The organism is Nocardioides sp. Root1257 (assembly GCF_001425175.1).
Taxonomy (GTDB): domain Bacteria; phylum Actinomycetota; class Actinomycetes; order Propionibacteriales; family Nocardioidaceae; genus Nocardioides.
The window spans coordinates 1-17,068 of sequence record NZ_LMDV01000004.1; the positions used below are offsets into that span (position 1 = coordinate 1).

Genomic DNA, 17,068 nt, shown 5'->3' on the forward strand with positions numbered 1-17,068 from the left:
GGTGATTCAGGTGTGGGTGCGTGGTTGCTCCACACCTCACCCGGAGGTCTTCGTCATCGTCCAGCAGGCACGCCGTACCTAACGTCCGTGATCAGTACAGCTAGAGCGCCACCTCGCCGCGGATGTCACCCAGCCCGCGCGCGACCAGCAGCCTGCCGGAGGTCAGTGGGCGCCAGGCCCCGTCGTCCCAGGTGCGCATCGCCCGTGCGTCGATCGTGACGTCGACGGTGTGCGTGGAGCCGGCGAAGACGTCGACGGTGCTCCACCCGACGAGCCGGACCGGCTGGTCGTCCCCCTCTGACGGGTCCGGCTGGAGGTAGACCTGCACGACCTCGCGGGAGTCGCGCGTCGAGGTGTTGGTGACCTCGACGGACACGACCGAGCCGGCGAGCGTGACCTCGCCGTACGACCACTCGCCGTAGCCGAGGCCCTCGCCGAACCAGTACGCCGGCGGGGCCGCACGTCGGGCCGCGTAGCCCCGGTAGCCGACGTAGACGCCCTCGTCGTAGGTCAGGCGGCCGTCGGTCGGGACGACGTCCCACGCCGGCGACTCGCCGTCGGCTGCCGGGAACGAGGTGACCAGGCGACCGGCCGGCTCGATGTCGCCGAGCAGCGCGGCGGCCACCGCGTGGCCGCCCTCCTGGCCCGGTAGCCCGGCCCAGACGATGGCGTCGACCTCGTCGCGCCACGGCATCAGCACGGGGGTGGCGGCGTTGACGACCACGACCGTCCGCCGCGCGGCTGCGGCGACGGCCGACACCAGCTCGTCCTGGCGACCGGGCAGGGCGAGGGTCGACTTGTCGAACGCCTCCGTCTCCTGCTCCTCGGTCAGACCGACCACGACCACGGTCACCTCGGCCGCACGAGCAGCGGCCACCGCCGCCGCGATCGCCGCGTCGTCGCCCGGTGGGGTCGGCTCCGCCACCAGCCCGAACCGGGACAGTGCGCCGACGGTGATGTCGGCGACCAGCTCGGAGGGCCCGTCGAGCACCACGTCGGTCTGCCACCCGGGCGGGCGCAGGAAGTCGCCGCCGATGTCATCGGACTCCGACGCCAGCTTCACGTCGTACGACGCCCCGCCGATCGTCACCGTCGCGGAGCCGACGCCGAGCACGCCGACCCGCATCGCACCGCCGGGCACGGTCGCGGACAGCACCAGCCGGGCGACCGGCTCCGCCAGCTCCTGCTCGGGCATGCCGACCGCGACCTTCGCCTCGCCGGAGACGGTGTCGGAGATCAGCGCCCCGGATGCGCCGTACAGCCGGACGTGCATGCTGAAGTCGCCGGCGCGGGCCCGGGCCCGGACCGCGACGCCGTCGACGACCGTGACGCCGTCCATCGCGGCGGCCAGGCCGTCGGCGACGCTCACCTGGTGCGGCGCACGCACCGACGCCGACCCGCCGCCCATGCAGGTGGTCTCGAGCGCCAACCGGCCGACCAGGGCGACCGACGCCTCCCGGGCGAGGGGCAGCACGCCGTCGTTGGCCAGCACCGTCATCCCCTGAGCGGCGAGTCGCGTCAGCTGCTCGCGGCGTACGTCGTCCGTCGGCTCCGGCAGGTCGGTGCGCCAGCCGCGGGGCGCGTCGAGGGCGCCGACCCGCTCGGCGAGGAGCAGCAGCCGGCGCAGGTGGTCGTCGATGACGGTCTCGTCGACCTCGCCCGACTCGACCGCCGCGACCAGCGCCGGCCCCCACGGCCCGAGCGGCCCGGGCATCACCAGGTCGAGCCCGCCGTTGGCGGCGGGGCCGGCGGACTTGGTCGCGAACCAGTCCGACATCAGCAGGCCGCGCCAGCCCCACTCACCCTTGAGGATCTCGTTGTTGACCGTGGTCTGCTCGGTCGCGGCGATGCCGTTGACGTCGTTGTAGGCCGCCATCAGCGTCCACGGGTCGGAGTCCTCGACGGCGATCTCGAAGGGGAGCAGGTAGAGCTCGCGCAGGGTCCGGTCGTCCACCACGCTGTCGACCGTGTGCCGGTCGGTCTCGGCCTCGTTGGCGACCAGGTGCTTCGGGCAGGCGCCGATGCCGCGCGCCTGCATCCCGGTGACGTACGCCGCCGCGAGGTGGCCGGTGAGCAGCGGGTCCTCGGAGTAGGCCTCGAAGAGCCGCCCGCCCAGCGGGGTGCGGTGCAGGTTGACGGTGGGACCGAGCACCACGTGGATCTGCTGCCGCTCGGCCTCCTCGGCGAGCAGCCGCCCCACCTCCTCAGCGGTCTCGGTGCGCCACGACGACGCGAGCAGGGTCGCGTTCGGGAAGAGGCCGGTGAGCGGGCCGTCGGTGAAGTGCAGGCCCCGTACGCCGGTCGGCCCGTCGGAGAACGCCATCGGTTCCAGCCCGGCGTCGTCGTCGCCACGCAGCGTGAACATCGAGGCGCCGGTCAGCAGCCGGACCTTGCGCTCGAGCGTCAGTGCGGCCACCCGCTCGTCGAGACGTTCGTCGTCCATCTCGTCACCTTCCCACTGTCGGCGTCGGACGCTCGGCAGGGCCGCGCGCGTTCACCCACTTTGTCCGCGCGTCACTGCCCCGCATGCCGCTCGAGCTTGGCGAGCAGGTCGCCGAGGAGCAGCCGCACGTCGACGCCCGTGAACACCCGCCGGTTGGGCGCGGGCGAGGTCCAGGTGGAGGTGACGTCGTCCAGCGCGGTGACCAGCACCGGCGGGCTGTCGCCGAGCGGCCAGACCTCGCCGAGCTCGATGAAGGCGGGGAGCGGGAGCTCCTCGAACTGCCGCCAGAGGAAGGCGCCGACCGGACCGGCACCGCCGATCCGCTGCTCGAGCTCGGCGACCGAGAAGCCGCACCGCCGGTAGGTCTCCAGCGGGAACTGGTCGATGGCCAGCCCCGTCTGGGCGAGCACGTACGCCGCGGCCTCGGGATCGGTGTCGCGGTTGTACTCCTCGACCCCGTCCTCGATCGTCCCGCCGACCCACACGAGGCGGAATCGCTCCACGGCCGTCGGGTCGAGCTCGATCGCCGCTGCGACGTTCGTGAGCGGTCCGCCGCAGACGACGTGGAGCGGCAGGTCGTCGTCGGCAGCCGCCGCGGCAGCGATCGCGGCGGCGTCGTCGGCGTGGACCGGGACCGGGAGGTCGAGCAGGTCCACGAGCTCGCGGGCGACGGCCGCCCCGTCTGCAGGCGTGGGTCGCGGCGAGCCGAACATCGGGTGCAGCCCCGTGCTCGTCACCGCGTCGACCCGGTTGGCCGGCGACAGCAGGTGGTGGGCGAGTGCGACGAGACCGTCCGGGTCGCCCGCCCAGTCGTTGTCGAGGACGACCCGGCAGCGCGGCCGGATCCTCAGCCCGGTCACGCCCGGGCGGACTTCACCAGGTCGGCGTACACGCCCGCGCTCGGCTTGGGCGTCCTCTCGAAGGTCTCGCGGTCCACCTCGTGCAGGCCGATCTGGTGGGCGTAGCCGAACACCCACTCGAAGTTGTCGAGCAGTGTCCAGTGGATGTAGCCGAGGACCGGGACGCCCTCGTCCATCACCGCGCGCAGCCCGGCGAGCGACGGCTCGAGGAAGGCCGCACGCAGGGTGTCGTCGTGGGTGCTGAGTCCGTGCTCGGTGACCAGGATCGGCACGCCGGTGCGCTCGTACGCGTAGCGGACCGCGCCGGCGAGCGACAGCGGCTCGATGGCGGTGCCCATCTGGTTGGTCGGGACGCCCGGTGCGGGTGCCACGGCACCGTCGGCGTCGTAGGGCATCCGCTCGTAGTTCTGCACGCCGAGGAAGTCGTCGTCGCGGACCAGGTCGAGCCAGCGCTGGTAACACTCCGCGCGCTTGCGGTCGCGCACGGTCGGGTCGTCGCCGTCGACCACGTCGTCCATCATCGCCAGCGACAGGCCGACCGGCAGGTCGGGCCGGCGCGCCTTGATCACGGCCTTGGCCGCGAGGTGCCCGGCCTCGAGGCCGTCCTCCATCCGGTCGAGCTCCTCGGGCAGCACGACGTTGGCGAGCCGGTACGCCGGCACCCCGGCCTTCTCGCTCGCGGCCTCGAGCGTCGCGCGCTCCACCTGCCGGACGAAGTCGGGGAGGTTGAGCCACGACAGGACGTGCGGCAGGTTCGGCTCGTTGAGCGTCACGGCGTACGCGATCCGGTCGCCGAAGCGCTCCATCAGCCGGTCGCAGTAGCGCGCGAAGAGCGCCGGCGCCTCGGGGTCGAGCCAGCTGCCGCGGCAGGCGAACCAGTGCGGCGAGGTGAAGTGGTTGAAGGTGACGACCGGTGCCAGCCCCTGGGCGACGCACTCGTCGACCATCGCGGCGTACCGGTCCAGCGCCTCCTCGTCGAAGACGCCCTCGGCCGGCTCGACGCGCGCCCACTCCACCGAGAACCGGTAGGACGTCAGGCCCATCGCGACGACGAGGCCGATGTCCTCGCGCCAGCGGTTCCAGCTGTCGCACGCCAGCCCGGACGGCTCCTGGAAGACGGACGGGTTCACCTGCTCGGCGAACCAGGTGTCGCTGTTGCTGTTGCCACCCTCGATCTGGTGGCCGGCGCCGGCGGCGCCCCACAGGAAGCCGTCGGGGAACGTGAGGTCGGTCATACCGACCATCGAACGTGGTCGGGACCGATCGCGGAACGCGCCGTCGCCGATACCTCGCATCACGACAGCCGGGTTCCGGTGCGAAGTGACGCCCGGCACAGTGGCGAGCATGTTCGAGTACTTCACCGGCCCCAAGTACGTCTGGAACCTCGGCGTCTGCGCGACGCTGAACAACGGAGGCGCGATCGACGAGGTCGACCGCGCCTGCCGGCCCGCGCGCGAGGCGGCCGACGTGAACTCGGGCAGCCGCATCTTCATGCAGTCGTGGAAGGCGGTGGCCGACCAGGTCGCCGACCAGGCGCGTGCCTCCGAGGCCGCCGGCCACCTGCGTACGGCGGGGCAGCAGTGGTACCGCGCCGGGCTCTACATCTGCCAGGCCGAGCGGATGCTCTCCAACACCGACCCGGGCCGGCGCGAGTTCTACCAGCAGGCGCTCGACGCGTTCGCCAAGGTCTTCGAGATCTCCGACCCGGCCACGTCGCGGGTCGAGATCCCGTTCGAGGGCACCACGCTCCCGGCGTACTTCTCCAACGCCAGCCAGGACGGCGAGCCGGTGCCGTGCGTGATCATGTGGAACGGCCTCGACTCCACCAAGGAGCACATGTACACGTCCGGCTGGGCGCAGGAGATGCGCGAGCGCGGCGTCTCGGTGCTGATGATCGACAACCCCGGCTCCGGTGAGGCGCTGCGCTTCCAGGACCTGAAGTCGCGGATCGAGTCCGAGGACTGGGCGACCGCGCAGGTCGACTGGCTCGAGACCCGCTCCGACGTCGACAGCGAGCGGATCGGCCTGGTCGGCTGGTCGCTCGGCGGCTACTACGTGCCGCGGGCCGCGGCGTACGAGAAGCGCATCAGGCTGATCGCCGTCTGGGGCGCCAACCACAACTGGGGCGAGGTGCAGCAGAAGCGCCTCAAGCGCGAGGGCGAGAACCCGGTCCCGCACTACTGGGAGCACGTCCTGTGGGTGTGGGGCTTCGACGACGTCGAGAAGTTCATCGCGTACGCCGAGGGCGTCAACCTCAACGGCGTCGTCGACCAGATCACCGTCCCGTTCCTGATCGCCCACGGTGAGAACGACCGCCAGATCTCGGTCGAGTACGCCCACCAGTCCTACGACCAGGCGGTCCACAGCCCGAAGCGCGAGCTGCGGATCTTCACCGTCGAGGAGGGCGCCGCCGAGCACGTCGGCCTCGACCACATGCCGCACATCAACGCATACGTCGCCGACTGGGTCGAGGACACGCTGGCCGAGCTGTGAGGGAGGCGCGGCCGACGACCGACCCGGCTAGCCCTGCGTCGACGACCGGGCCACCAGCTCCGGGGTGAAGAGGACCTGGCGGTGCGTGTGGTCGGGGTTGGACGCCTCGTCGAGCACCAGCTCGGCAGCGGTCTGGCCGAGCAGCTGGCGGGGCTGGCGCACGGAGGTGAGGGGTACGGCGGCGGCCGCTGCGAACTCGATGTCGTCGTAGCCGACGATGCTCAGCTCCTCGGGGACGCGCACGCCCGAGGAGATCGCGTGCTGCAGCAGGCCGAGGGCGACCAGGTCGTTGGCGCAGAAGGCGGCGGCCGGGCGTCGCCGGGCGGGGATGCCGGCCAGCCGCGCTCCGGCCTCGCGGCCCTCGGCCACCGTCAGGGCGCTGGTCTCGATCCAGGTGAGCGACTCCGCCGGTCGTCCCGCGGCGGCCCACGCGTCGCGGGCGCCCTGGAGCCGGTCGCGGACCTGGCCGAGGTGGGCCGGGCCGCCGACGTACGCGACCCGCGTGTGACCGCGGTCGACCAGGTGCTCGACCGCGAGCCGGCCTCCGAGGACGTCGTCGACGGCGACCGAGCAGAAGGACTGGTCGGAGCGGGTCCGGTCGACCACCACGACCGGGGTGCCCCGACGGGCGACCTCGTCGAGCGCCGGTGACTCCGGGTCGACGGGGGTGACCAGCACGCCCTGCACGCGCTGCTGCTCGAGCAGCGTGAGGTGGGACTGCTCGCGCTCGGCCGAGTTGCGGCTGTTGCAGAGCACCAGCGACAGGCCCGCGGCCTCGGCGGCGGTGTCGATGCCCGCCGAGACGTCGGTGAAGAACGGGTTCGCGGCGTCGAGCATCACGTAGGCGAGGGTGCGGCTGCTGCCGGCCCGGAGCTGGCGCGCCGACTCGTTGCGCACGAAGCCGAGGTCGGCCATCGCGCGCTGCACCTTCTCGCGGGTCTCGGGACTGACCCGGTCGGGCCGGTTGAGCACGTTGGAGACCGTGCCCAGGGAGACGCCGGCGGCGGCGGCGACGTCCTTCACGGAGGCGCTGCGCGCTCCCGGTTCGCGGTGCGGCACGGGCTCCCTCCCTCCGGTCGGGTGACTGCTGCTGAAACGATCAACGCACACCTTAGGGGGCGTTGGCAGCGGGGGACAGGGTTTCGTGTCCACTCCGTTACACGGAGATTTCTGCCAATCCCTTGACGGCTGTGATCGCAGTCACCTACGGTCTGCGGCATCGGGATTTGAAACCTTTCAATCCGCAAAGTCCGACGTCGTGAAGGAGCCCCACATGCCCGGCACCGCACCCGAGGGTCCCGCCCTCGAGCTGCGCGATGTGGCCAAGTCGTTCGGGTCGGTGGTCGCGCTGCGCTCCGGCAGCATCGCCGTCACCCCCGGCTCGATCCACGCCCTCGTGGGCGAGAACGGCGCCGGCAAGTCGACCCTGGTCAAGATCGTCGCCGGCGTGCACCGCCGCGACTCCGGTGTCTTCCGCCTGCACGGCGAGGACGTCGACTTCGGCTCGACCGCCGACTCCAAGGCCGCCGGCGTCGCGGTGATCTACCAGGAGCCGACGCTCTTCCCCGACCTCTCGGTCACCGAGAACATCTTCATGGGCCGCCAGCCCGTCGGTCGCGGCCGCCGCATCGACCGGGCCGCCATGTACGCCGAGGCCGAGCGGCTCTTCCAGGGCCTCGGTGTCCACATCGACCCGCGCCGTCCGGCCCGCGGCCTGTCGATCGCCGACCAGCAGATCATCGAGATCGCCAAGGCCATCTCGCTCGACGCGAGCGTCCTGATCATGGACGAGCCGACCGCCGCGCTCTCCGGCGTCGAGGTCGAGCGGCTCTTCGCCGTCGCCCGCGGGCTGCGCGACGAGGGTCGCGCGCTCGTCTTCATCTCGCACCGCTTCGACGAGGTCTTCGAGCTCTGCGACACCGTCACCGTGATGCGCGACGGCGACTACGTCTCCACCGACGCCATCGCCGCCACGTCCGTGGACGAGATCGTCTCGCGGATGGTCGGCCGCGAGGTCGCCGAGCTCTTCCCCAAGAGCCCCGCCGAGATCGGTGACGTCGTCCTCGAGGTCGAGGGGCTCTCGTCGCTCGGCACCTTCCACGACGTCTCCTTCTCCGTTCGCGCGGGCGAGATCGTCGGCCTGGCCGGCCTCGTCGGCGCCGGCCGCAGCGAGATCGCCCGGGCCGTCTTCGGCGTCGACCGGTACGACGCGGGCGCGGTGCGCCTCGCCGGCAAGCCGGTCGCGGCCCGGTCGCCGCGAGCCGCCATCCGCGCCGGCATCGCGTTCGTGCCCGAGGACCGCCGCAAGCAGGGCCTGGTCACCGACGCCTCGGTCGCCCGCAACGTGGCCGCGGTGATCCGCCGTGGCCTGACCCACGCCGGCGTGCTGACCAACCGCGACGAGAACAAGGCCGCCGGCCCCTGGGCCGGTCGCCTCGAGGTCAAGACCAGCGCCCTCGACATGACGGCCTCCACGATGAGCGGCGGCAACCAGCAGAAGGTCGTGCTCGCGAAGTGGCTCGCCACCGAGCCGAAGCTGCTGATCATCGACGAGCCCACCCGCGGCATCGACGTCGGCACCAAGGCCGAGGTCCACCGGCTGCTCTCCGACCTGGCCGGCCAGGGCCTCGCGATCCTGATGATCTCCTCCGAGCTGCCCGAGGTGCTCGGCATGGCCGACCGCGTCCTCGTCGTCTGCGAGGGCCGGATCACCGCGGAGCTCTCCCGCGACGAGGCCACGCCCGAGGCGGTCATGCACGCCGCGACCGCCACCACCGCCCACGCCATCGAAGAGGAGGCCACGGCATGAGCACGGACACCCTGCTCGTCGAGCCGAGTGCTGTCTCGCCGACCAAGCGGATCGTGGGGGAGCTGCTCCGCTCCCGCGAGATCGCGGTCGCGGTCGTCTTCGTCCTCGTCGTCGCGCTGACCACGATCAAGAGCCCGAACTTCCTGTTCAGCAGCGACGGCTGGCGCGACCTCCTGCTCACGCCCTGCCTGCTGCTGATCCTGGCGGTCGGGCAGACGGCCGTGATCATCACCCGCAACGTCGACCTGTCCGTCGGCTCGACGCTGGGCCTGACGGCGTACTTCACCGGCAAGCTCTTCAGCGACCACCCGGGCCTCCCGATCATCGCCGTCGTGGTGCTCGGGATGTTGTTCGGCGCCGTGCTCGGCCTGGTCAACGGCCTGCTGGTCGCGATCTTCAAGGTGCCGGCACTGGTCATCACGCTCGGCACGCTCTACATCTACCGCGGCATCTTCCTGACCTGGGCCGGCAGCGACCGGATCAACGCCGGCGACATGCCCAAGGACTTCCTGTCCCTCGGCACCAAGACGGTCCTCACCATCCCGGTGCTGACGATCGTCGGCCTCGTGGTGCTGGCGGCGGTCGGCTACTACCTCCACACCGCCCGCGGCGGCCGCGAGCTCTACGCGATCGGCTCCGACCCGGACGCCGCGGTGCTCTACGGCCTCAAGGTCAACCGGCGGATCATCGGTGCCTTCGTGCTCAGCGGCGCGCTGGCCGGCCTGGCCGGTGTCGTGTACACCGCCCGCTACGGCACGGTCAGCTCCAACGCCGGTCTCGGCATGGAGCTCCAGGCGGTCGGCGCGGCGGTGATCGGCGGCGTCGCGATCTTCGGCGGCTCGGGCACGGTGTGGGGCGCCGCGATCGGCGCGTTCCTGCTGGTGACGATCAACCGGGCCCTTCCCGTGGTCGGCATCTCCGACTTCTGGCAGCGCGCCGTGGTCGGCGCCCTGATCCTCGGCGCGATCGTGCTGGACCGGGTGCTGTCCGCCCGACAAGAACGACGACTCGTGGCCGCGCGTGAAGAGACGAGGTCCGCACGATGAACACCCCACAGAACTGCGAGCTTCCCCCGCTTCGCTCCTCCATCTCACACTTCTGCGGGGACCCCGAATGAGCACCGCAACGGTGGACCGGCCCGAGGGCCGGGCGACCCGCACCTACCCGGCGTACTCGAGGTCGCTGTGGCGCCGGGTGCTGCTGACCCGCGAGTTCGCAGTGATCGCCCTGCTCGCGATCGTCTACTTCTACTCCAACGCCAACGTGCCCGCCTTCGACGGCCCGCTGACGCTCTACTACCTCTTCCTCGACATCGCGCCGATCCTGCTGATCGCGCTGCCGATGACCCTGGTGATCATCACGGGCGAGATCGACCTGTCGGTCGCGAGCGTGATGGGCCTGTCGAGCGCACTGATCGGCGTCCTCCACGCCGATGCGGGGATGTCGATCCCGCTGGCCGCCCTCGTGGCGATCGTGGTCGGCGCGGTGTGTGGCGCCTTCAACGGCTTCCTGGTCGCGTACGTCGGCCTCCCGTCCCTGGCCGTCACGATCGGCACGCTCGCCCTCTACCGCGGCATCGCGCAGGGCCTGCTCGGCACCAAGGCGATCACCGACTTCCCGGAGAAGTGGACCGACCTCGCCAAGGAGCGGATCTTCGGCGACGGCTCGTCGTACCCGATGATCCTGATCCCCTTCGTGATCCTGCTCGTCCTCTTCGTCTGGCTGCTGCACTTCTCGACCTTCGGTCGCGGGGTCTTCGAGATCGGGCTCAACGACGAGGCGGCGCACTTCAGCGGGGTCGACGTCGAGCGGACCAAGTTCCTGCTCTTCGTGCTGGCCGGCGCGGTCTCGGCGTTCGCGGGTCTCTACTTCACGTTGCGCTTCGGCAGCGCCCGCGGTGACAACGCGAACGGCCTGGAGCTCCAGGTGATCGCGGCGGTGCTGCTCGGCGGCGTCTCGATCTTCGGCGGCCGCGGCGCCCTGCACGGCGTCGTCGCCGGCGTGATCCTCATCGGCGTCATCTCCAGCGCCATGCGGCTGCAGGGCGAGACGGTCAACAAGATCAACATCGTCATCGGGGTGCTGCTCGTGCTCTCGGTGATCTCCACGACGCTGCTCGGCTGGGCGCAGGGCTTCCTGTCCCGTCGCCGCCGGAGCAGCACCCCCATCTCGGGATCGAGCTCGGAAGACGGTCAGCGCCGACAGGCGGCCGCTGCCACTGAAAGCACCAACGAAAGGTGAGCACCATGAAGGTCCGGAACCGGCGGCTTTCCGCCCTGGCAGCGGTGACGCTCGTCGCCAGCCTGGCGCTGACCGCCTGCGGCGGCAGTGACAGCGACGGCGGCAGCGATGGCGCCAGCGGGGGCGGCGGCGGTGGCAACACCACCGTGACGTTCCTGCCGAAGAACCTCGGCAACCCGTACTTCGACACCAGCAGCAAGGGTGGCAAGGCGGCCGTCGAGGAGTTCGGCGGCACCTTCGACGAGGTCGGCCCCGACACCGCGTCCCCCGACGCGCAGGTCCAGTTCATCAACACCGCCGCGCAGCAGGGCGTCAACGCCCTCGTCGTGTCGGCGAACGACCCCGAGGCCATCTGCGACGCGCTCAACGAGGCCAGCGACGCCGGCACGAAGATCGTCACGTTCGACTCGGACACCAACCCGGACTGCCGCGACCTCTTCATCAACCAGGCGACGGCCGACGGCATCGCCAAGGTCCAGGTCGACATGATCGCCGAGCAGATCGGTGACGCCGGCGAGGTCGCGATCCTCTCGGCCGCGGCCAACGCGACCAACCAGAACGCCTGGATCGACACGATGAAGAAGGAGCTGGAGGCCAGCCACCCGAACATCAAGCTCGTCGACACCGTCTACGGCGACGACGACGACCAGACGTCCTTCGACAAGACCGCGGCGCTGCTGCAGTCGCACCCGAACCTCAAGGGCATCATCTCGCCGACCACCGTCGGTATCGCCGCCGCGGCGCGCTACCTGTCGACGTCGGAGTACAAGGGCAAGGTCGCGCTGACCGGCCTCGGTACCCCGAACCAGATGCGTGAGTACGTCAAGGACGGCACCGTCACCGAGTTCGCCCTGTGGAACCCGGAGGACCTCGGCTACCTCGCGGCGTACGCCGCCAAGGCCCTCGTCGACGGCGACATCTCCGGCAAGGAGGGTGACTCCTTCACCGCCGGCAAGCTCGGCGACTTCACCGTCGGTGCCGACGCCACCGTCCTGCTCGGTGAGCCCTACCGGTTCAACAAGGACAACATCGACGACTTCGACTTCTGAGTCGTCGCTCCTCCTCTCCACCCGCTGCCGGCCGGCCCCACCCCCCTCGACCTCCGTCGGGGCCGGCCGGCAGCACCCCTCCCCGAAAGGTGTGGCGATGCCGCGCGTCTGCTTCCAGCTCCAGGTCAAGCCCGACCGGATCGCTGAGTACAAGACCCGGCACGCCGCCGTCTGGCCCGACATGCTCCAGGCGCTGCACCGGACGGGGTGGCACAACTACTCCCTCTTCCTCCGACCGGACGGCCTGCTGATCGGCTACTTCGAGACCCCTGTCTCGGTGGCCGATGCGCAGGCCGGCATGGCCGGCACCGAGGTCAACGCCCGCTGGCAGGCCGAGATGGCCGAGTTCTTCGAGGAGCTCGACGGGCTCGCGCCGGACGAGGGGTTCCTGCAGCTCGAGGAGGTCTTCCACCTCGAGGACCAGCTGCCCGACGTACCGCAGACAGAAGTGATGTGAGATGACAACGTTCAGCGAGATCGCACCGGTCCTCGAGCGCCAGGCGATCGAGGTCCCGTCGTGGGCCTACGGCAACTCCGGCACCCGCTTCAAGGTGTTCGGCACTCCCGGCACCCCGCGCACGCCCGAGGAGAAGATCGCCGACGCGGCGACCGTGCACAGATTCACCGGCCTCGCGCCCTCGGTCGCCCTGCACATCCCGTGGGACCTGGTCGACGACTACGCCGCTCTGCGCCGGTACGCCGAGGACCTCGGCATCCGCCTCGGCACCATCAACTCCAACACCTTCCAGGACGACGACTACAAGCTCGGCGCCCTGACCCACACGGACCCCAAGGTCCGGCAGAAGGCGATCGACCACCACTTCGCGTGCATCGACGTGATGGACGCGACCGGCTCGCGCGACCTCAAGATCTGGCTCGCCGAGGGCACCAACTACCCGGGCCAGGGCGACCTCCGCGGCCGTCAGGACCGGCTCGCCGAGAGCCTGCGCACCATCTACGACCGCCTCGGCGACGACCAGCGGCTCGTGCTCGAGTACAAGTTCTTCGAGCCGGCGTTCTACCACACCGACGTCCCGGACTGGGGCACGTCGTACGTCCAGGTGGCCGCCCTCGGCGACAAGGCGATGGTCTGCCTCGACACCGGCCACCACGCGCCGGGCACCAACATCGAGTTCATCGTCGCCCAGCTCCTGCGGCTCGGGAAGCTCGGCTCCTTCGACTTCAACAGCCGCTTCTACGCCGACGACGACCTGATCGTCGGTGCGGCCGACCCCTTCCAGCTCTTCCGGATCCTCTTCGAGTGCGCCCGCGGTGGCGCGCTCGACCCGGACAGCACCGTGGCCTTCATGCTCGACCAGTGCCACAACATCGAGGACAAGATCCCGGGCCAGATCCGGTCGGTCCTCAACGTCCAGGAGATGACGGCCCGGGCGCTGCTCGTCGACCGGGACGCACTCACGAAGGCGCAGGAGGACGGCGACGTCCTGCTGGCCAACGAGATCTTCATGGACGCGTTCTACACCGACGTCCGCGCCGACCTCGCCGGATGGCGCGAGGGCCGGGGGCTGCCCGCCAACCCGATGCGGGCCTACCTCGAGAGCGGCTACCAGCAGCAGATCGAAGCGGACCGCGTCGGCGGCACGCAGGCAGGATGGAGCTGAACCCATGAGCACCGCTCGCAGCAACGCGGCACAGGAGCTGATCACCCGGTCCAACCGACTGGGCTCGGACCCGAAGAACACCAACTACGCCGGGGGCAACACCTCCGCGAAGGGCACGGAGACCGACCCGGTGACCGGCCAGGACGTCGAGCTCCTCTGGGTGAAGGGCTCCGGCGGCGACCTCGGCACCCTGCAGGAGAGCGGCCTCGCCGTGCTCCGCCTCGACCGGATGCGCGCGCTCGTCGACGTCTACCCGGGCATCGCCCGGGAGGACGAGATGGTCGCCGCGTTCGACTACTGCCTCCACGGCAAGGGCGGCGCCGCCCCCTCCATCGACACCGCGATGCACGGCCTCGTGGACGCCGCGCACGTCGACCACCTCCACCCCGACAGCGGCATCGCGATCGCGACGGCCGCCGACGGCGAGGCGCTCACCAAGGAGATCTACGGCGACAAGGTCGTGTGGGTCCCGTGGCGACGTCCCGGCTTCCAGCTCGGCCTCGACATCGCCGAGATCAAGGCCCAGAACCCGAAGGCGATCGGCTGCATCCTCGGCGGCCACGGCATCACTGCCTGGGGCGATACCAGCGAGAAGTGCGAGAAGAACTCGCTCTGGATCATCCGGACCGCCGAGAAGTACATCCGGGCCAACTCCAAGAAGAACCCCTTCGGCGCACGCGTCAAGAAGTGGGAGCCGCTCAGCCCCGCCAAGCGTCGCGCCCGGGCGGCCGAGCTCGCACCCACCCTGCGCGGCGTCGCCTCGGCCGACCGCCCGATGGTCGGGCACTTCACCGACGACCGGGTCGTCCTCGACTTCCTGGCCAGCCGCAACCACCCGCGCCTCGCCGAGCTCGGTACGTCGTGCCCGGACCACTTCCTGCGCACCAAGGTCAAGCCGATGGTCCTCGACCTGCCGGCCGACGCCCCGATCGAGAAGGTGAAGGCGCGCGTCGCCGAGCTGCACGAGGCCTACCGGGCCGATTACGCCGGCTACTACGACCGCAACAAGGTGAAGGGCTCGCCCGCGATGCGCGGCGCCGACCCGCTGGTCATCCTGGTGCCCGGCGTCGGCATGTTCTCGTACGGCGCCAACAAGCAGACCGCCCGCGTCGCGGGTGAGTTCTACATCAACGCGATCAACGTGATGCGCGGCGCGGAGGGCCTCTCGACGTACGCCCCCATCGACGAGTCGGAGAAGTTCCGCATCGAGTACTGGGCGCTCGAGGAGGCCAAGCTCCAGCGGATGCCGAAGCCGAAGCCGCTCGCCACCCGGGTCGCGCTCGTCACCGGTGCCGCCTCCGGCATCGGCAAGGCCACCGCCGAGAAGCTCGCCGCCGAGGGCGCCTGCGTCGTCATCGCCGACCTCTCCCTGGAGAAGGCCCAGGCGGCCGCGGCCGAGCTCGGCACGACGGACGTCGCCGTCGGGGTCCAGGTCGACGTCTCGAGCGCCGACGCCGTGCAGGCCATGGTCGACGCGGCCGTGCTCGCGTTCGGCGGCGTGGACCTGGTCGTCAACAACGCCGGGCTCTCGCTCTCGCGCTCGCTCCTGGACACCACCGAGAAGGACTGGGACCTCCAGCACGACGTGATGGCCAAGGGCTCGTTCCTGGTCTCGCAGGCCACCGCGAAGGTGATGATCGACCAGGGGATGGGCGGCGACATCGTCTACATCTCCTCGAAGAACTCGATCTTCGCCGGACCCAACAACGTCGCGTACGGCGCCGCGAAGGCCGACCAGGCGCACCAGGTGCGGCTGCTGGCCGTCGAGCTCGGCGAGCACGGCATCAAGGTCAACGGCGTGAACCCGGACGGCGTCGTCCAGGGCTCCGGCATCTTCGCCAGCGGCTGGGGCGCCAACCGCGCCGCGGTCTACGGCGTGGAGGAGCAGGACCTCGGCAAGTTCTACGCGCAGCGCACGATCCTCAAGCGCGAGGTGCTGCCGTCGAACATCGCCAACGCGGTCTTCGTCCTCTGCACCGCCGAGCTCAGCCACACCACCGGCCTGCACATCCCGGTCGACGCGGGCGTGGCGGCGGCGTTCCTGCGATGAGCTCCTGCCATGTCTGAGCCCGTCCGCGTCGCAGCGGTCGACCTCGGTGCCACGAGCGGCCGGGTGATGGCCTGCCGGGTCGGCGCCCGCACCCTCCACCTGGAGGAGCTGCACCGCTTCGGCAACGGCGCGGTGCCGGTGCGCGGCTCCCTCTACTGGGACGTGCTCGGCATCCACCGCGAGGTGCTCGTCGGCATCCGCGAGGTCGCCCGCACCGGCGCGCTGCACGGCATCGGCATCGACTCCTGGGCCGTCGACTACGGGCTGCTCGACCGCGACGGCCGGTTGCTCGGCAACCCCCGCAGCCACCGGGACAGCCGCACCGACGGCGTACCGGCGCAGGTGCGGGAGTCCGTCTCCGACGCCGAGCTGTACGACGTGACCGGGCTGCAGCAGCTGCCGTTCAACACGGTCTACCAGCTGGTCTCCGAGGTCGGGACGCCCGCGCTCGAGTCGGCGGAGCGGCTGCTCCTGCTGCCCGACCTGCTGACCTACTGGCTGACCGGCGAGGTGGGTGCCGAGCGCACCAACGCCTCGACGACCGGTCTCTATGACGTGCGGACGAGGGAGTGGTCGCTGGACCTGGCGAAGCGGATCGGCCTGCCCTGGTCGGTCCTCCCCCCGCTGCGCGAGCCGGGCACCGTGGTGGGTCCGGTGGTGGACGAGGTGGCGGAGTACGTCGGCACTGCCGGCGTACCCGTCATCTCGGTGGGCTCCCACGACACCGCCTCCGCGGTGGTCGGGGTGCCGGCGGACGAGGGCAGCTTCGCCTACATCTCCTCGGGCACCTGGTCGCTGGTCGGTCTCGAGCTCGAGAGCCCGGTGCTGACGTCGGAGGCACGCGAGGCGGACTTCACGAACGAGTCGGGCGTCGACGGCACGATCCGCTTCCTCAAGAACGTGATGGGCCTGTGGGTGCTCTCCGAGTCGGTGCGCACCTGGGCCGACAAGCGGCTCAGCGACGTCACGCTGCCCGCCCTGCTCGCGGGGGCCGAGACGGCACCGGCGCTGCGCACCGTCGTCGACATCAACGACCCGCGCCTGCTGACGCCCGGCACGGTGTCGACCAACAGCATGCCCGCGCGGATCCAGGAGCTGGCGCGCGAGGCCGGCGAGCCGATCCCGCGCACCCCGGTCGCGATCACCCGCACCATCCTGGACAGCCTGGCCCTGGCCTACCGGCGCAACATCCGGCTGGCCGCGTCCCTGGCCGGTCGTGACGTCGACGTCGTGCACCTGGTCGGCGGCGGCTCCCAGAACGCGCTGCTCTGCCAGCTCACCGCCGACGCGCTCGGGGTGCCGGTGCTCGCCGGGCCGGCGGAGGCGGCGGCGCTGGGCAACGGACTCGTGCAGGCGCGGGCGTTGGGTGCGGACCTTCCCGACCTTGCTGCGATGCGGGCGCTGATCCGCCGCACCCACGACGTACGCCGCTTCGAGCCGCGCGGCGACGCCGCCTCCGGCGGGGACTGGGATGCGGCCGCATCCCGGCTGGGGTGAGGAT

13 protein-coding genes are annotated in these 17,068 nt (G+C 71.0%); 9 read left to right on the plus strand and 4 right to left on the minus strand.

The annotated features are described in order from the left end of the window. Nucleotides 1-100: 100 nt before the first annotated feature. The 3 genes from ASC77_RS07485 to ASC77_RS07495 all read right to left on the minus strand — a co-directional run bounded on the left by ASC77_RS07485 (nt 101) and on the right by ASC77_RS07495 (nt 4,538). Nucleotides 101-2,443, minus strand: coding sequence for a glycoside hydrolase family 3 protein (locus tag ASC77_RS07485; protein ID WP_056150653.1), 2,343 nt, complete (start codon nt 2,441-2,443; stop codon nt 101-103). 71 nt (nt 2,444-2,514) lie between these two features. Next, nucleotides 2,515-3,303, minus strand: coding sequence for a nucleoside hydrolase (locus ASC77_RS07490; protein ID WP_056150655.1), 789 nt, complete (start codon nt 3,301-3,303; stop codon nt 2,515-2,517). After that, on the minus strand, nt 3,300-4,538 hold the full coding sequence (locus tag ASC77_RS07495) for a glycoside hydrolase family 1 protein (RefSeq protein ID WP_056150657.1): 1,239 nt from the start codon (nt 4,536-4,538) through the stop codon (nt 3,300-3,302). Before ASC77_RS07495 ends, ASC77_RS07490 begins: the two co-directional genes overlap by 4 nt. Before the next feature lie 109 nt (nt 4,539-4,647). On the opposite strand from ASC77_RS07495, the gene ASC77_RS07500 reads away from it, so the two are divergent. Beyond that, the gene (locus ASC77_RS07500) at nt 4,648-5,796 is read left to right on the plus strand and encodes an alpha/beta hydrolase family protein (protein ID WP_056150746.1); all 1,149 of its coding nucleotides are present in this window, start codon (nt 4,648-4,650) and stop codon (nt 5,794-5,796) included. A 27-nt stretch (nt 5,797-5,823) separates the two neighbouring features. Here the strand turns inward: ASC77_RS07500 and ASC77_RS07505 are convergent, their stop codons facing one another. Next, nucleotides 5,824-6,855, minus strand: coding sequence for a LacI family DNA-binding transcriptional regulator (locus ASC77_RS07505; protein ID WP_056150659.1), 1,032 nt, complete (start codon nt 6,853-6,855; stop codon nt 5,824-5,826). Nucleotides 6,856-7,069: 214 nt separating this feature from the next. Between ASC77_RS07505 and ASC77_RS07510 the strand changes: the two genes are divergently transcribed. The 8 genes from ASC77_RS07510 (at nt 7,070) to ASC77_RS07545 (ending at nt 17,064) form a co-directional block, all read left to right on the plus strand. Continuing rightward, nucleotides 7,070-8,605, plus strand: a complete 1,536-nt coding sequence (locus ASC77_RS07510; protein ID WP_056150661.1) for a sugar ABC transporter ATP-binding protein — start codon at nt 7,070-7,072, stop codon at nt 8,603-8,605. Further along, nucleotides 8,602-9,651: an ABC transporter permease gene (locus ASC77_RS07515; RefSeq protein ID WP_056150664.1), complete on the plus strand. Its 1,050-nt coding sequence runs from the start codon at nt 8,602-8,604 to the stop codon at nt 9,649-9,651. Before ASC77_RS07510 ends, ASC77_RS07515 begins: the two co-directional genes overlap by 4 nt. 67 nt (nt 9,652-9,718) lie before the next feature. Next, nucleotides 9,719-10,846, plus strand: coding sequence for an ABC transporter permease (locus tag ASC77_RS07520; protein WP_056150666.1), 1,128 nt, complete (start codon nt 9,719-9,721; stop codon nt 10,844-10,846). A 5-nt stretch (nt 10,847-10,851) separates the two neighbouring features. After that, a complete protein-coding gene (gene rhaS / locus ASC77_RS07525) occupies nt 10,852-11,895 on the plus strand; it encodes a rhamnose ABC transporter substrate-binding protein (RefSeq protein ID WP_056150748.1) in 1,044 nt (347 codons plus the stop codon). 97 nt (nt 11,896-11,992) lie between these two features. Further along, nucleotides 11,993-12,352 carry an L-rhamnose mutarotase gene (locus ASC77_RS07530; RefSeq protein ID WP_056150668.1) on the plus strand — a complete coding sequence of 120 codons (360 nt, stop codon included), beginning with the start codon at nt 11,993-11,995 and terminating at the stop codon, nt 12,350-12,352. 1 nt (nt 12,353) lies between these two features. Next, nucleotides 12,354-13,517: an L-rhamnose isomerase gene (gene rhaI, locus ASC77_RS07535; protein WP_056150669.1), complete on the plus strand. Its 1,164-nt coding sequence runs from the start codon at nt 12,354-12,356 to the stop codon at nt 13,515-13,517. 4 nt (nt 13,518-13,521) lie between these two features. After that, nucleotides 13,522-15,567, plus strand: a complete 2,046-nt coding sequence (locus ASC77_RS07540; protein WP_056150671.1) for a bifunctional rhamnulose-1-phosphate aldolase/short-chain dehydrogenase — start codon at nt 13,522-13,524, stop codon at nt 15,565-15,567. A gap of 9 nt (nt 15,568-15,576) precedes the next feature. Beyond that, nucleotides 15,577-17,064: a rhamnulokinase gene (locus ASC77_RS07545; RefSeq protein ID WP_056150673.1), complete on the plus strand. Its 1,488-nt coding sequence runs from the start codon at nt 15,577-15,579 to the stop codon at nt 17,062-17,064. Nucleotides 17,065-17,068: the final 4 nt, after the last annotated feature.

Excerpts from the sequence above, each read along its gene's own strand:
- ASC77_RS07485 (WP_056150653.1), bottom strand. The coding sequence starts at position 2,443 with ATGGACGACGAACGTCTCGACGAGCGGGTGGCCGCACTGACGCTCGAG.
- ASC77_RS07515 (WP_056150664.1), top strand. The coding sequence starts at position 8,602 with ATGAGCACGGACACCCTGCTCGTCGAGCCGAGTGCTGTCTCGCCGACC.
- ASC77_RS07495 (WP_056150657.1), bottom strand. The coding sequence starts at position 4,538 with ATGACCGACCTCACGTTCCCCGACGGCTTCCTGTGGGGCGCCGCCGGC.
- ASC77_RS07500 (WP_056150746.1), top strand. The coding sequence starts at position 4,648 with ATGTTCGAGTACTTCACCGGCCCCAAGTACGTCTGGAACCTCGGCGTC.
- ASC77_RS07545 (WP_056150673.1), top strand. The coding sequence starts at position 15,577 with ATGTCTGAGCCCGTCCGCGTCGCAGCGGTCGACCTCGGTGCCACGAGC.
- ASC77_RS07510 (WP_056150661.1), top strand. The coding sequence starts at position 7,070 with ATGCCCGGCACCGCACCCGAGGGTCCCGCCCTCGAGCTGCGCGATGTG.
- ASC77_RS07540 (WP_056150671.1), top strand. The coding sequence starts at position 13,522 with ATGAGCACCGCTCGCAGCAACGCGGCACAGGAGCTGATCACCCGGTCC.
- rhaI (WP_056150669.1), top strand. The coding sequence starts at position 12,354 with ATGACAACGTTCAGCGAGATCGCACCGGTCCTCGAGCGCCAGGCGATC.
- rhaS (WP_056150748.1), top strand. The coding sequence starts at position 10,852 with ATGAAGGTCCGGAACCGGCGGCTTTCCGCCCTGGCAGCGGTGACGCTC.
- ASC77_RS07520 (WP_056150666.1), top strand. The coding sequence starts at position 9,719 with ATGAGCACCGCAACGGTGGACCGGCCCGAGGGCCGGGCGACCCGCACC.
- ASC77_RS07530 (WP_056150668.1), top strand. The coding sequence starts at position 11,993 with ATGCCGCGCGTCTGCTTCCAGCTCCAGGTCAAGCCCGACCGGATCGCT.